14 protein-coding genes and 2 pseudogenes are annotated in these 13,296 nt (G+C 62.8%); 6 read left to right on the plus strand and 10 right to left on the minus strand.

Features of this window, described 5'->3' with window-relative positions; genetic code table 11:
* Nucleotides 1-1,278: S53 family peptidase (locus ACTHN9_RS24245; RefSeq protein WP_440539361.1), on the minus strand; the 1,278-nt coding region annotated here is incomplete at its 3' end.
* A gap of 381 nt (nucleotides 1,279-1,659) precedes the next feature.
* Here ACTHN9_RS24245 and ACTHN9_RS24250 point away from each other — a divergent pair.
* Nucleotides 1,660-2,169, plus strand: coding sequence for a DUF1993 domain-containing protein (locus ACTHN9_RS24250; protein WP_440539362.1), 510 nt, complete (start codon nucleotides 1,660-1,662; stop codon nucleotides 2,167-2,169).
* 82 nt (nucleotides 2,170-2,251) lie between these two features.
* Here the strand turns inward: ACTHN9_RS24250 and ACTHN9_RS24255 are convergent, their stop codons facing one another.
* From ACTHN9_RS24255 to ACTHN9_RS24275, 5 genes are all read right to left on the minus strand, one after another.
* Nucleotides 2,252-2,890, minus strand: coding sequence for a LysE family translocator (locus ACTHN9_RS24255; RefSeq protein WP_440539363.1), 639 nt, complete (start codon nucleotides 2,888-2,890; stop codon nucleotides 2,252-2,254).
* Nucleotides 2,891-3,257: 367 nt separating this feature from the next.
* Nucleotides 3,258-3,467, minus strand: a complete 210-nt coding sequence (gene relB / locus ACTHN9_RS24260) for a type II toxin-antitoxin system RelB family antitoxin (RefSeq protein WP_440539364.1) — start codon at nucleotides 3,465-3,467, stop codon at nucleotides 3,258-3,260.
* A 105-nt stretch (nucleotides 3,468-3,572) separates the two neighbouring features.
* Nucleotides 3,573-4,310, minus strand: a complete 738-nt coding sequence (locus tag ACTHN9_RS24265) for an Imm52 family immunity protein (RefSeq protein WP_440539365.1) — start codon at nucleotides 4,308-4,310, stop codon at nucleotides 3,573-3,575.
* Nucleotides 4,288-4,875, minus strand: a complete 588-nt coding sequence (locus ACTHN9_RS24270) for a restriction endonuclease fold toxin 5 domain-containing protein (protein WP_440539366.1) — start codon at nucleotides 4,873-4,875, stop codon at nucleotides 4,288-4,290. The genes ACTHN9_RS24265 and ACTHN9_RS24270 overlap by 23 nt, the downstream gene beginning before the upstream one ends.
* Nucleotides 4,875-5,192, minus strand: a complete 318-nt coding sequence (locus ACTHN9_RS24275; protein ID WP_440539367.1) for a hypothetical protein — start codon at nucleotides 5,190-5,192, stop codon at nucleotides 4,875-4,877. The genes ACTHN9_RS24270 and ACTHN9_RS24275 overlap by 1 nt, the downstream gene beginning before the upstream one ends.
* Nucleotides 5,193-5,604: 412 nt before the next feature.
* Between ACTHN9_RS24275 and ACTHN9_RS24280 the strand changes: the two genes are divergently transcribed.
* The 4 genes from ACTHN9_RS24280 (at nucleotide 5,605) to ACTHN9_RS24295 (ending at nucleotide 9,743) form a co-directional block, all read left to right on the plus strand.
* Nucleotides 5,605-5,907, plus strand: a complete 303-nt coding sequence (locus tag ACTHN9_RS24280; protein WP_440539368.1) for an ArsR/SmtB family transcription factor — start codon at nucleotides 5,605-5,607, stop codon at nucleotides 5,905-5,907.
* A gap of 105 nt (nucleotides 5,908-6,012) precedes the next feature.
* Nucleotides 6,013-7,071: an alkene reductase gene (locus ACTHN9_RS24285; protein ID WP_440539369.1), complete on the plus strand. Its 1,059-nt coding sequence runs from the start codon at nucleotides 6,013-6,015 to the stop codon at nucleotides 7,069-7,071.
* A 6-nt stretch (nucleotides 7,072-7,077) separates the two neighbouring features.
* On the plus strand, nucleotides 7,078-7,890 hold the full coding sequence (locus tag ACTHN9_RS24290) for an SDR family oxidoreductase (protein ID WP_440539370.1): 813 nt from the start codon (nucleotides 7,078-7,080) through the stop codon (nucleotides 7,888-7,890).
* 134 nt (nucleotides 7,891-8,024) lie between these two features.
* Nucleotides 8,025-9,743, plus strand: coding sequence for a tetratricopeptide repeat protein (locus ACTHN9_RS24295; protein WP_440539371.1), 1,719 nt, complete (start codon nucleotides 8,025-8,027; stop codon nucleotides 9,741-9,743).
* 22 nt (nucleotides 9,744-9,765) lie between these two features.
* Here the strand turns inward: ACTHN9_RS24295 and ftrA are convergent, their stop codons facing one another.
* Nucleotides 9,766-10,737: a transcriptional regulator FtrA gene (ftrA, locus tag ACTHN9_RS24300; RefSeq protein WP_440539372.1), complete on the minus strand. Its 972-nt coding sequence runs from the start codon at nucleotides 10,735-10,737 to the stop codon at nucleotides 9,766-9,768.
* Between the two features lie 117 nt (nucleotides 10,738-10,854).
* Here ftrA and ACTHN9_RS24305 point away from each other — a divergent pair, with 117 nt between their 5' ends.
* The gene (locus tag ACTHN9_RS24305; protein ID WP_440539373.1) at nucleotides 10,855-11,328 is read left to right on the plus strand and encodes a rhodanese-like domain-containing protein; all 474 of its coding nucleotides are present in this window, start codon (nucleotides 10,855-10,857) and stop codon (nucleotides 11,326-11,328) included.
* Here ACTHN9_RS24305 and dapA read toward each other — a convergent pair.
* The 3 genes and pseudogenes from dapA to ACTHN9_RS24320 form a co-directional block, all read right to left on the minus strand.
* Complete coding sequence (dapA, locus tag ACTHN9_RS24310) at nucleotides 11,294-12,151, minus strand: 4-hydroxy-tetrahydrodipicolinate synthase (protein ID WP_440539374.1); 858 nt, start codon at nucleotides 12,149-12,151, stop codon at nucleotides 11,294-11,296. The genes ACTHN9_RS24305 and dapA overlap by 35 nt on opposite strands.
* 595 nt (nucleotides 12,152-12,746) lie before the next feature.
* A pseudogene (locus ACTHN9_RS24315) lies at nucleotides 12,747-12,931 on the minus strand (S-(hydroxymethyl)glutathione dehydrogenase); the annotation flags it as partial.
* Nucleotides 12,928-13,296: pseudogene (locus ACTHN9_RS24320) on the minus strand (sugar phosphate isomerase/epimerase); the annotation flags it as partial. The pseudogenes ACTHN9_RS24315 and ACTHN9_RS24320, both read right to left, overlap by 4 nt.

Raw genomic sequence — 13,296 nt, forward strand, 5'->3', positions numbered from 1 at the left:
CACGCCGCGATTGGCCAGCGACACAGGCGCCGCGCCAAGGCGTGCCGCCTTCAGCCCTTCTTGCCAAGCGGGCAAGGCGAACCGCGCACTGACGCCGCCGCCGGTCGCCCCACCGTTATCGCCGTCGTTCCAGACCACCTCCCGCGTAATCGTTCCGCTGCCGGCGCTGGCCGTCACGTGCGTTCCGCCGCAGGCCAGAACATACGGGCTCGACGCCGGGAAATCGACATGATCGTTGCCGTCGGGCGCCCCGTCGCTCGAGCCGCTGTCGCCAGCCGCCGCACAGATCGTCACGCCCAGCGCGACGGCCGATTGCAGCGCATCGTTGAAGCTCGCGACCGCCTGATCCGTCCACGCGCTCTCCGGCCCGCCCCAACTGATCGACAATACCGAGGGTTTGTTAGCCGTATCGTGTAGCGCTTGCGTGACGGCATCGATGAAGCCCGCGTCGCTGTTCGGCGCGAAATAGACGGCGATCTTTGCTTTCGGCGCAATCGCACCGGCGATTTCGATATCGAGCGTCACTTCACCGTCGGCACTGCTCGGGTCGCCCGTGGGGCGATTGTCCGCGCCGTCTACCGGCACCGAGACGACCTGTGGCGCCGGCACGCCTAGGCTACCGAAGTAAGCCGAGAGATCGGAATCGGCATAACCGCCGCCCAGTTCTATTAGCCCGATGCATTGGCCCGCGCCGTCGCTATCGGGAAACTCATAGAGTTGGGCAAGCTGCACGGGCGTGAACGCTTGCGCCGCCGCTCGCGTCATGATCGGCCCGTGCGCGGGGCGGAGCCTGAAATGCGGCCGCGCTTGCGGGCGATCGTCGAGGCCGAGGACGGCCGTGACGACATCGGCCAAATCGGCTGGGATCGTGATCGAACCGGTACGCCCGCGAAACCGGCCGAGCGTGGGGTGCTCGTAGTGGGAAAGCTCGACGCCGAACGCCGCTTGGAAATGTTCGGCCGTGCCGGACAGCACGACTTTCGCGGCGCTCATGTCGCAGCGGTCGATGCTGAGCTGGTACTCGCGCGCGAACGCCTCCAGCTTGGCGAAATCTTCCGGCGCGACATTGAAGCGCTGCGCGAAGTCTTCCCGCGACAGCGGCTCGGCATGCTCGCCGCGCGCGGTGCGCTGCGCAAACGCTTCCAACTCCCCCGCCGCTCGCCGCCGCAGAGCGACGACGACACGCAATCTCTCGTTCGGGCCGACCGGCCCGACGCACGTCGAATCCTGGACGGCTGCACGCTCGCTTCCCGCAAGCTGCTGTCTCGCTTTGGTCATTGATGACGCTCCTCACGCAGTAGGTACGCGAAAAAGCTCCGACACCGGCCCCGACCGTCCAGTTCCATGCGCCTTGCGCAGCCGCGCCGGCCGGGCGACGCGCGCCGCCGGCGAGACGAAAACGCAATCGTCGGACGACTGCTCGAAGTGTAGTGCATCGACGGCCGCGCAGGCAGTTGGTTAGTGCGAGATTGGCCGTTCGGCCAAGCGGTTTCCCTACGCCCTCGCATGCACCGCGAGCAAACCTGAGCACATCGGCATATCATGGCGCGCGCAGCGTCGCGCGAGCGGTGCTCATGCTGCCGGGCCGCCTCGTTCGGCCCGGCAGCGGGAACTCGATCGGCACAACACGATTTGCACAATACGAAGGAAGAACGCGAAATGTCCCTGTCCATTTACGATGCTTCAGTACCCGTCTTCACGCGCGGGCTCACGAACCTGCGCGCCGTGCTGCAAAAGGCGCACGATCATGCACTGACGAAGCACTTCGAGCCGTCCATTTTGTTGTCGAGCCGTCTGTATCCGGACATGCACCCGCTGACCCGGCAGGTGCAAATCGCATCGGACGCGGCCAAGTTCTGCATTTCCCGCCTAGCGGGCGTCGAGCCGCCTAAATACGAAGACGTCGAAGCGACCTTCGACGAGCTGTACGCGCGCATCGACAAAACGATCGCCTATTTGCAAGGCTTCGATGCGGCGAAATTGGAAGGGAGCGAATCGCGGACGGTGACGCTCACGGTGCCGAGCGGCAAGCATGAGTTCGTCGGACAGGTCTATCTACTTCACTTCGCGCTGCCGAACTTCTACTTCCATTTGACGACCGCCTACGCGATCTTGCGCCACAACGGCGTCGAACTCGGCAAGTTCGATTATCTGGGGCGCACGTCCTAAGTCGAACGCGTTCGAATGCCGATGCTCGTTCAGCTTGGCGGCGGCCCGTCGTCGTTTTTTTGAGGCCCGCCGCCGCCCGCTTTCAATCGAGCGAAAGACGCAGCGCGAAACCGATCAAGGCGGCGGAAAAAGTCCAGCGCTGCAACGTCTGCGCGAGCGGATACTTGCGCAGCACACCCGAGATCCGTGCCGCGCCGACCGCGTAGAGCGTATCGAACAAGGCACCGAGTATCACCAAGATCACGCCGAGTTCGGTCACTTGGAAGGCCACGGGCCCCGCGCCCGGGCGAATGAATTGCGGCAACAGCACCGAGCAGAACAACAGCGCTTTCGGATTGAGCAGGTTGGTGAGCAGGCCTTTGACGAAGGTCTGCCGCAGCGCGCCGCCTTCGTCCCCCGTGGCGGCCGCCCCGCTCTCCGGCTTCAAGGCGAAGACCGGCGAGCGAAAGATTTGAATCGCGATGTACGCGAGATAAGCGGCACCACCGTAGCGGACGATCTCGTAGAGCCAAGGCGCGGCTTTGAGCAGCGCCGCCACCCCACAGGCGGAAAGCGTCACATGCGTTGCGCGAGACACGGCAAGCCCAGCGGCCGCCGTCAATCCCTTGCGGGTGCCCCGCGCAATGCTGGTTTGAAGAATCAACGCCATGTCGGGGCCGGGAATGGCGTAGACGACGACGAGCGCCAGGATGAAGGTAACTAGCAAGTTAGCGGAGACCACGGCAACCTCTCGATCGTGCGATGTGTTTGGAAGAAGACATTCTCTCGCCGGATGTGGAGCGATTTTCGGCTAATTGCCGACATCATTTAATTGATAGCAGTGGATTGCACTACAAATTCAAGATTTAACATCGAATTCCACCAATGATCGTGCAGACTGAACTCGAGCGATTGAACAATCGGCAAGCTGGCGAAGAGCGCCGTCATTGCGCAACACCGAGTCCTCGATGAGGCTCGCAATACGACGCGCGGAGCAGGATTGTGTTCGGCGATGAAGCCGAGGATCGCCGCAAGATTACGGCGTGCGGCGTGAAGCCAGACAATAGGCAGCATCAGCGTTATCCGGTCAAGTCGGCTGGGTCGGGCCGTCAGGACCGTTTAGCTGCAAGTCGGCGTTCTGCCTCGTGGATGATGGCCTCCATGTCGGCCATCACTTCGTCATGGGGAACAAACACCGCGCCAGGCGCATCGGCCTCGCTCAGCGCAGCCTCCACCTCCGCACAGAACCAGCGGTCGTGCGCATCGGCCTCTTCGGCCGTAGCGAATTCCGATTCGATGGGTGAGAGAATGGTAGGCATGGATTGTAGCGTACACGCATGTTGCGCACCAGCGGCCGGTACCGCCCCTTCACCGGCACCAAACGCATAAGTTGACTGCGCGCAGCTCCGGCCTCAGCGGCACCGCTATCGAGGTAAAAGATCTTGGTCCGCCAATCGGATTTCGATCGAATTCGCGATTTTGACGTGATCCGGATTGTCGGCGGAGAAAGCGCTGTCTGAGACGCTTACGATGATCGTTCCAATCTGTTTATCGCCTTCCATGACGGGCACCAGTTCAGCCGCCTCGGGGAGTTGCTCGCTCTGGATCGCTTGTGGAAGATACAGCATCCAGCCTGCCCCCGGTCTCTTGGGGAACACCCGGTACGTGGAGAAATACCGCAGCGGGCCGACTTCGATGTAGAAGGCGCGAGGGCATATGCCTCGTAGACCGAGCATGAGTTGCTGCATGTTTCTCGCGTTATCGAGAGCCTCGACTTCGTCAAATTGCAGGTCAAACAGACAGATCGGCATATCAGGATTAGATGAAAACGAAACAGACAGCACACCGCCCCTTCCTTTCTCGCTTCCGCTCCATACGCCAGTTCTCCGATAGTCAATCATTCCATGCCTCTCGTCCTCCACCCGAAGGAGTTCGAGCGCGGTAGGCGTTGGCCCGTTACCGTCGAATGCCGGGTGCGCAAGGGACTTCTTCCGCGTAGGGGCTGCCGGATGCCAAATTTCGATTGGAAGACCGAACGGTTCGAACAATTGGGCGATTCTCCAGATGGTCTGAAGATGCTTCTCTCGTGACGGAAGAGTCGGTTGTTGAAAAAGCTGGAACGCTAGAAAAATGTTCATTTCATGGATAAAGTAAAGATTCAATGGCAAGCTTTTCCTCAACGAAAACGTTAGAAAAATACTTGTGAGAAATTGGCTGCATGAAATACCATGTCAACCGCGTAGGTGGACTGATATTGGCAATATCACTTTGAGTGCGTGCCTGCCTGAGCATGCGCGGGACCCCAAGTGTCGTGAAGAAGCGTTTAGGAAGACCTGTTTTCGAACTAAAAAACTGATCGTACCTAGCCTTTGCCTCCTGGAGGCGGCATTCCGCTGTTTGAAATCCATCGAATTCTATATTCATGAATTTCCATTCGGTGAAGGGAGCAAAGCCGGTAACGCGGGCTTGGTAGTCGCGAGAAATTTGGGACATGTGCCATCGTCTCGTAACCGGCCTGCCCTTGCGCGGTGGACACTGCGCGTGCGTCTCATAAGGCAACGGCACGGCGCGCGCTGCCGAGTTCGATTTCGCTTTGTCGGACTCGAGACCGTCTCGGTCGGACTGTGCTCTGTCGGCAAGCCCGCGCACGGCGCCTCCTACTGCAGTTAGCAATCCCAAAAGTGCAAGCCCCGCCTGTTCGAGGCGAGAGCGACGCGTCGATGCCATTATTTGTTCTCCTGTAGCTGCAGTGACTTGTTGCGAAGCACCTCGATCAAACCCGCAAAACGCTCGTCCGGGACAGCACCGCGCTTACGGAGCCATCGTCGAATCAACGGGTGGCGATGGAACCCAGGGACTTGCATTTCGAGATAGATGAAGTCCGCGAGTAGCTTGTCGCGTGTTAGCCCTGCAGCTTTAGCTTCGGCGAGTGCTTCGGCAAGTTTGTCGGGTAAGGTCGGATCGTCGGTCAGAGTCGGGGCCACCTTCCGGATGCTGTCTTGCACGGCCGATATGAACTTTCGTTCTCCCTCGGCCAAAATCATTGTTTTATCGTTGCGCATGTCTTGATACGGGCTTTGATATGAGCGGTAGGCTGTTGGCGATCTGTGCCGAACGCCGCCGGACCGCAGTTGAATCGAGTTATTTTGATTGCGTACCGCCGTCGTCGCTGCCGCAGAGGAAAAATTAGGACCAACGGAAGTGCGGGGAGTGATCCGGTTCAGTGGCCCGGCTCACTGCCTGCCTTCAGTCGTCAAGCATGCGTGATGACAAGCCTGCCCAGTTCAACCTCGACCTTGAGCCGCTGCCGCGGCATGAACCCGGTGATCATGCACCCCCTTAGCCAACGTGGTCTTACACATATCGTCAAAAAACGATATATGATTCTGCCACTGACGATTCGCTTGACGCTCCACGCATGCCGCGTGCAGGGGCGAAACGTCCGAACCGCTTGCAATGACGATCGACATCGACGCCATCCACAAGGCCCTAGCCAACCCTGTGCGACGCGAAATTCTCGCGTGGCTCAAGGAGCCGGGCGCCTACTTCCCCGAGCAAGAGTTACCGCTCGATTGCGGCGTATGCGCCGGGCAGATCAACGCGCGCTGCGGTTTATCGCAGTCGACCGTGTCGGCCCACCTGGCCACGCTGCAAGCGGCGGGGCTCGTGACGGTGAACCGGATCGGCCAATGGAGCTTTTTCAAGCGAAACGAAGCCGTCATTGAAGCGTTTCTCGCTTCGCTGCGCGACGAACTCTAAGGCACGAGCACGCCCGAACGTTCATCCGCAGTGCCTTGAACTGCACTCACGCTGTACACCGCGGCGGCGCCACCCTGTGCGCCGCGCCTATGAGGAAAACTTGCCATGCCTACTCTGTTCGATCCGCTCGTCGTCGGCGATTTGACTTTGCCCAATCGCATCATCATGGCTCCGCTCACGCGCCAGCGCGCCGGCGACGAGCGTCTGCCGAACGCATTGATGGCGCAGTACTACGCCGAGCGCGCATCGGCCGGCCTGATTCTGACGGAAGCGACGTCGGTGACGCCGCAAGGCGTCGGCTATGCCGCCACCCCCGGCATCTGGTCGGACGAGCAAGTGGCCGGATGGAAACTCGTGACCGACGCCGTGCATGCCGAGGGCGGCCGCATTTTCCTGCAGTTGTGGCACGTCGGCCGAATCTCCGACCCGATCTTCCTGGACGGCGCGTTGCCCGTCGCCCCGAGCGCCATCGCAGCCGGCGGCCATGTGAGCCACGTGCGGCCGCAACGTCCCTTCGTCACCCCGCGCGCGCTTGAACTCGACGAGATCGGCGAGGTCGTCGCCGCCTTCCGCAAAGGCGCCGAAAACGCCAAAGCCGCAGGCTTCGACGGCGTGGAAGTGCACGGCGCGAACGGCTATCTGCTCGACCAGTTCCTGCAAGACAGCACGAACCGGCGCACCGACGCCTACGGCGGCTCCATCGAAAATCGCGCACGTCTTTTGCTCGAGATCGTCGACGAATGCATCTCCGTCTGGGGCGCCGGACGTGTCGGCGTGCACCTCGCGCCGCGCGGCGATGCGCATACGATGGGCGATTCGAATCCGGCCGAGACGTTCGGTTACGTGGCACGCGAACTCGGCAAGCGCAAGATCGCTTTTATCTGCGCGCGCGAATCGCTCGGCGAAAACCGCCTCGGCCCGCAACTGAAACAAGCGTTCGGCGGCGTCTACATCGCGAACGAAAAATTCACGAAAGACACCGCGCAGCACACGCTCGACGCGGGCGAAGCCGATGCCGTGGCATGGGGCCAATTGTTCATCGCCAACCCCGATCTGCCGACGCGCTTCAAGCTCGATGCCGAGCTGAACAAACCGAACCCCGAGACGTACTACGCCGCGGGGCCCGCAGGCTACGTCGACTACCCGACGCTCGAAACGGCTTGAGGCAATATGGCTGCCACTGCTCCTCTCGTGACGAAGGCCATCGTAACCGGGCACACGCGCGGTCTTGGCGCGGCGCTTGTCGATGCGCTGCGCGCGCAAGGCGTCGACGTGCTCGGCCTCGCGCGGTCGCGTCGAGCACAGACGGCCGATGCGGATGCGGATGCGGATGCCGATGCGGCTGCGGATGCGGATGCGGATGCGGATGCGGCTGCCTTGCCGGGCCGCTTCGCGCAAGTCGAACTCGACTTGTCCGACACGGATAAGCTCGCGCAGTGGCTCGCGGGCGATACGCTCGCCAACTTCCTGCGCGGGGCCGAGCGCGCCTTGCTCGTCAACAACGCGGGCACGATCGGACCGATCGGCCCCTGCGGCGTGCAGGCGCCCGCCGACATCGCTCGCGCGGTCGCGTTGAACGTCGCCGCGCCGCTGATGCTGTGCGGGGCATTCTCGGCCGCTACGGCCGATGTGCCCGATCGGCGGATCGCTCATGTCTCGAGCGGCGCGGGCCGCAATCCGTACGCAGGATGGAACATCTATTGCGCGACGAAGGCGGCGTTGGATCACCATGCTCGCGCCGCCGCGCTCGATGGCGAGCGTGGGTTGCGTGTGGCAAGTGTGGCGCCGGGCGTCGTCGATACGGAGATGCAAGGCCAGATTCGCGGTGCCGACGAAGCGCGCTTCCCGATGCGCGACCGCTTCGCCGAGATGAAGCGCTCGGGGCAGTTGGCCTCGCCCGAACATGCCGCGGCCCAGTTCGCGGCGTATCTGCTCTCGGACGCGTTCGGCCAGACGCCCACCGTGGATGTGCGCTCGATTTAACGCGTGCAACGCGTCGGATGCGGCAGGACTTCGCCTAGCGCGGCCGCATCGGCGATAATCAGGGGCCGTATACCCTGCGCCGGACAGAGGCATTGCGCTCTCGTCCGGCCCTTCGTTTCGCCGCCAATTCAGTTATGAGCAAGCCCGGCAGTCCGCGCCATCTCGAGAACCTGCTTCGCGAAGCCGTCGAGCTTCAGCAAAACGGCGCGCTCGCCGAAGCCGAAACAGCCTACCGAGAGATCCTGGCGTTGCGCCCGCGCCACTTCGATGCGCTTCAACTACTCGGTGCATTGGCGCTGCAAGCGAAGCGCTACGAGGAAGGCGTTCAGTTTCTGACTCGCGCGCTGGAAATCGACAGCCGGCAAGCCGCGGTGCATTCGAACTTGGCATTCGCATTGAATGCGCTGGGCCGTCACGAGGCGGCGCTCGCGGCGGCCAATCGCGCACTCGCGCTCAAGAGCGGCTTCGTCGATGCATTGAACAACTGCGGCGTGGCGCTCGCGGGCGCCCATCGCCCCGACGAAGCCCTCGCCAATTTCGACCAACTCCTCGCGGCCAAACCCGATTTTCCCGAGGCATGGAGCAACCGGAGTTGCGCGCTGCGCGATCTCGGCTTGGCCGAGGAGGCGCTCGCCAGTTGCGACAAAGCGCTCGCGCTGCGCCCGAATTACGCCGAGGCATGGAGCAACCGCGCCAACGCCCTCTCCGATCTGAATCGGCCGCTCGAAGCGAAGGACAGTTACGAGCGCGCGCTGGCCGCATCGTCGGCGTTTGCCGATGCCTGGAACAACCTCGGCCTGACGTTCGTCGATATGAATCGGCATGCCGATGCACTCGCCTGTTACGAGCGTGCCTTGACGCTCGCTCCCGATTCCGCCGAAACGCATTGGAATCGCGCGCTGTGCTTGCTGCAGATGGGCGATCTCGCCGCCGGCTTCGCCGAATACGAATGGCGCTGGCAACGCCAACGCATCGCGCCGAGCCGGCGCACGTTCGACGCCCCCCTGTGGCTCGGCGACGCTTCGCTCGACGGCAAGACGATTTTGCTGCACGCCGAACAAGGTCTCGGCGATACCTTGCAGTTTTGCCGGTATGCCGCCCTCGTGGCTAAGCAAGGCGCTCGTGTCGTACTCGAGGTGCAACCCGAACTGACCCGTCTTCTAACGGGCTTAGAGGGCGTGGCGGCACTCGTCACGGCCGGCGAGCCGCTGCCGGCGTTCGATTATCACTGCCCGCTCTTGAGCCTGCCGCTGGCGATGCGCACCGTGGTCGATACGATACCTGCAGAAACGCCGTACTTGTTCGCCGACCGCGAAGCGTCGGCGCAGTGGAAGGCGCGCATCGAGGCCGCCGCGCCGCGCGAAGCATTGAAGGTCGGTTTGGTCTGGGCCGGCGGCCACCGTCCGCACGTGCCGGAATTGCGAAAGAACGATGCGCGACGCTCGCTCGACATCGAGCGCTTCGCGCCGATGCTCGACGTGCCGGGCGTGCAATGGTTCAGCCTGCAAAAGGGCGACAAAGCCGTGCGGCAACTGAGTGCGATGCGCGAACGCCATGAGACGGCTCGCCGCATCGTCGACTGGACCGACGCATTGCACGATTTCGCCGATACGGCGGCGCTTGTCGACAATCTCGACCTCGTGATATCCGTCGACACCTCCACGGCCCATTTAGCCGGTGCGATGAACAAGCCCGTGTGGATCTTGAATCGGCTCGATACGTGCTGGCGTTGGATGCTTGAACGCGAGGACACGCCGTGGTATCCGAGTGCACGGTTGTTTCGCCAGCCCACGCTTGGCGAATGGGACAGTGTCATCGGCAATATCAAGCAGGCCTTGGCGGCTATTGCCTGAGCGATCTACGGCGATCATTCGCTCAACGCGCCGTACCCGCCCGAGTAAATTGCTGTCGATAAGCCGCGGGGCTCGTCATCGCGATGCGGCGGAAGTGGCGCCGCATCGATTCCTCCGAACCGAAGCCCGCCCGCTCTGCAATGGCGCCGATCGACAAGCGCGGCCGTGTTTCGAGCATGTCTTTCGCCAACGCAATGCGTTCCCGAATCAACCATTCGTAGGGCCCCCACCCCGTCGCCTCGCGAAAGCGCCGCTGCAACGTCCTGGCGCTCATCGACGCCCGCTGCGCCAGCGATTCGACGGTATGCGGCGACGCGGCGTGTGCCCGCATCCAATCGATCAAGCGAGCCAACCGCCCGCCGTCGTCTTCCGGCGGCATCGGGCGCGGGACGAACTGCGCCTGTCCGCCGTCGCGATGCGGCGGGACGACGAGCCGTTGTGCGACGCGGTTCGCGATTGCACCGCCATGATCGCGCCGCACGAGGTGCAGCAGCATATCGAGCCCGGCTGCGGATCCGGCCGACGTCACGATGTTGCCTTCGTCGACATAAAGCGCATCCGGAGCCACGCGTAGCGAGGGATAGCGTGCTTGCAGTTTTTCCGCATAGCGCCAGTGCGTGGTCACGGATTTCCCGTCGAGCAGGCCCGCCGCCGCCAGCACGAATACCCCCGAGCAAATCGAGCAGAGCCTTGCGCCACGCTCGGCCGCCGCGCGCAACTTGCGCAGCAACGGTTCCGGCGGCGGCTCGTCCGCATCGCGCCAGCCCGGGATCACGATGGTATCGGCACGATCGAGCAGCTTGATGCCATGAGGCGCGGACAGCGTCACGCCGCCCGCTGCCCGAATCGGGCCCGCCTCGGCCGCGCAAACGGCGAAGCGGTACCATTCGATGCCGAGTTCGGGACGCGGCAACGCGAACAGTTCGACGACACAGCCGAATTCGAAGGTGCAGAGCCGGTCGTAAGCGACGGCGACGACAAGATGAGAGGGCATGGCGCGATGTTACCGGATCTTGTCGATTGCGCCACTGCCCGGCGCACCGGTAAATCGCGACAATGTCTTCACGCTTTCAACCGTCTCGACCTTCGGGACTTACCACGTGAGGCATTCATGCGTCCTTCCTCCGCCGTCACCGCCATCGCACCGGCCCCGAGCGAGCAAGCGCTCGCCCATTTCGAGTCGTCCCTGCGCTTCGAAACGGATTGTGCCGATGTGTACGACGCACTCGTCGTCAAAGGCCAAGGCGATTTCGTGCTGCTCGACGTCCGAAGCCCCTCGCTTTACGCCGCCGGCCACGTACCCGGCGCGATCAATCTCCCGCATGGCAAGATCATCGCCTCGAAGCTCGCGCAGTACGCGCCCGAGACGATCTTCGTCACCTATTGCGCCGGGCCGCACTGCAATGGCGCGACGCGCGGCGCGATACGCTTGGCCAAATTAGGGCGGCCCGTGAAGGTGATGATCGGCGGTATCGCGGGCTGGCTCGATGAAGGTTACAGCCTGACGACGGAGCTCGATGCGCAGCTCCCGCCGCCGGCCGCGCCCGCATTCAGGCCGCTAACAACGCAGCCAGCTCACGAGTGAGCGCATCGCTTGCGCGGGTCATCGGCGAACGCAGTTCGTTCGCAATGCGTCCTTCGGCGGCGAGCGCGGCCTTCACCGGCGCGGGGTTCGGCTCGGATACCAATGCGCGCAACAGCGGCGCTAGTTCGTGATAAATCGTGCGGCCTTGCTCGAGATCGCCGCGCGCCAACGCACGGTGCATCTCGACGAAACGTTCGGTACGCAGATGAGCCGTCGCCGCAATGGCGCCTGCGCCGCCCATGCACATCGACGCGAACATCGCGTCGTCGTTGCCCGTTAGCACCTTGAGCCGTCCATCGAGAATCAACGCTAGGGTCGTCTCGAGCGAGCCGGCGCAATCCTTGATCGCTTGGATGCGGGGATGGGCGGCGAGCGTGAGCAAAGTTTCGAGTTCCATGCGCACGCCCGTCCGATAGGGGATGTCGTAGATGACGATGGGCTTTGCACTCGCTTCGGCCATCGTCGAGAAATAATCGACGATGCCGGCTTGGGATGGGCGGATGTAATACGGTGCCGTGATCATCACGCCGTTAATCGGCAACTCGCCCACACGCAAGACGCGCTCGCGTACCGCGACCGTTTGGTTGCCCGGCACGCCTACGATAACCGGTAGTCCCTCCGCCGCGCGAAGAATCGTCGCGATCGCGGCGTCCTGTTCTTCGTCCGACATCGCGGCCGGCTCGCCCGTCGTGCCGAGCGCGGCAAAACCCGCTACACCCGCTTCCCGATAGCGGCCGACGAGCGCGGCAAGCGCACGATGGTCGATCGCGCCCGCTTGAAACGGCGTGATCAGTGGGATCCAAATACCGGAGAAAATCGACATTGCTTCACCTCGTAACGAGACCGAATCGAATCCGAGGGAGGCGCCGGGAGGGGCAAGAGAAAGACGCTTGGTGCTGTCCCGTCGCGCGTCCGACGGCACAGCGCACCGGTCAGACGTGCGACTGTTTTTTGGCTTTGGAAACGACAGGCGCGGGCGCGCCGCTGCACGGCTTGTGCAAGCTGAACGGTGCGGCAACCGACGCGAGAGAGAGGGAACTCGTTTCCATTTGGCGCAGTGTACAGGGTTGACACGCCGGGGGGCAATAGTTTCTCTGGGCTTAGAAGGGTGCGACTGACCGGTTGTGGCCGGGCACGGAAGTTCGCCCGGCATCGGCATGCACTGCGGCCCCGTTGACTGGCGAGCTTCCGTAATCGACCCATTTCAGCCCCTTTCAAGCTGCGATCAATGGGCTGCAATCGGTCGTATTTCGGTCAGTCGCGGTACTACGCGAAGAAAAACGATATGAGCACTGGGCTCATATCGCCCACTCAACACTTCATGGGATAAATCGCTAGCAGGTGGAGCCACCAGCGAACTGACACCTGGCTGTTCAAGCAAAGCGAGACGGTCAGCGCGCGGCCTGGTACAACACGACCGAGCGGATCGCCTGGCAGAGGTTCGTCTTGCGCGACAGGCAGAACTTGCACTGCCGGCACTCGGGCGCGTAGAGCGGAATCACGTGATCGCCCTTCTTCAGCGTACCGACGGGCCTTCGAGATCGACTTCCTCGATCGTCGGCGGCGCGCCGGCCTTCCATGCGATGGCCGCTTGTGTCTTCATACTGCATTCCTTTGCTGAGGCGTTTGTCGTTCGCGATTTGCGTGGTCCGTTGGTCGAACGTCGCGTTGAACATCTGCCCACACCTTGCGGATCATGTCCTGCAGCAGCAGCGATTCCGCCCAGCGGTCTGTCGTGTCGTTGCCGTCGCGGTCGATGATCGCGTACGGCTTGGGTCCGAGTTCGCAGGTGAAGGCGAGGGTATCGTCCGCGCCCGCCCGTCGGCGCCAGGACGCGAAGCCATAGCCCCACCAGCCGAGAAACAGATCGACCCACATCCGGTGCGGCTCGAACGATAGCTCTATCTGCACCTGCTCGCGGCTCGCGACGCGCCCGTGAAAGGCCCACGACTGATCCAGGATACGGTG

This window comes from Trinickia sp., from assembly GCF_051953405.1.
Classification (GTDB): domain Bacteria; phylum Pseudomonadota; class Gammaproteobacteria; order Burkholderiales; family Burkholderiaceae; genus Trinickia.

Coding starts and splice junctions, on each gene's coding strand:
- ACTHN9_RS24250 (WP_440539362.1), top strand. CDS start 1,660: ATGTCCCTGTCCATTTACGATGCTTCAGTACCCGTCTTCACGCGCGGG.
- relB (WP_440539364.1), bottom strand. CDS start 3,467: ATGCCTACCATTCTCTCACCCATCGAATCGGAATTCGCTACGGCCGAA.
- ACTHN9_RS24270 (WP_440539366.1), bottom strand. CDS start 4,875: ATGGCATCGACGCGTCGCTCTCGCCTCGAACAGGCGGGGCTTGCACTT.
- ACTHN9_RS24275 (WP_440539367.1), bottom strand. CDS start 5,192: ATGATTTTGGCCGAGGGAGAACGAAAGTTCATATCGGCCGTGCAAGAC.
- ACTHN9_RS24280 (WP_440539368.1), top strand. CDS start 5,605: ATGACGATCGACATCGACGCCATCCACAAGGCCCTAGCCAACCCTGTG.
- ACTHN9_RS24285 (WP_440539369.1), top strand. CDS start 6,013: ATGCCTACTCTGTTCGATCCGCTCGTCGTCGGCGATTTGACTTTGCCC.
- ACTHN9_RS24290 (WP_440539370.1), top strand. CDS start 7,078: ATGGCTGCCACTGCTCCTCTCGTGACGAAGGCCATCGTAACCGGGCAC.
- ACTHN9_RS24295 (WP_440539371.1), top strand. CDS start 8,025: ATGAGCAAGCCCGGCAGTCCGCGCCATCTCGAGAACCTGCTTCGCGAA.
- ftrA (WP_440539372.1), bottom strand. CDS start 10,737: ATGCCCTCTCATCTTGTCGTCGCCGTCGCTTACGACCGGCTCTGCACC.
- ACTHN9_RS24305 (WP_440539373.1), top strand. CDS start 10,855: ATGCGTCCTTCCTCCGCCGTCACCGCCATCGCACCGGCCCCGAGCGAG.
- dapA (WP_440539374.1), bottom strand. CDS start 12,151: ATGTCGATTTTCTCCGGTATTTGGATCCCACTGATCACGCCGTTTCAA.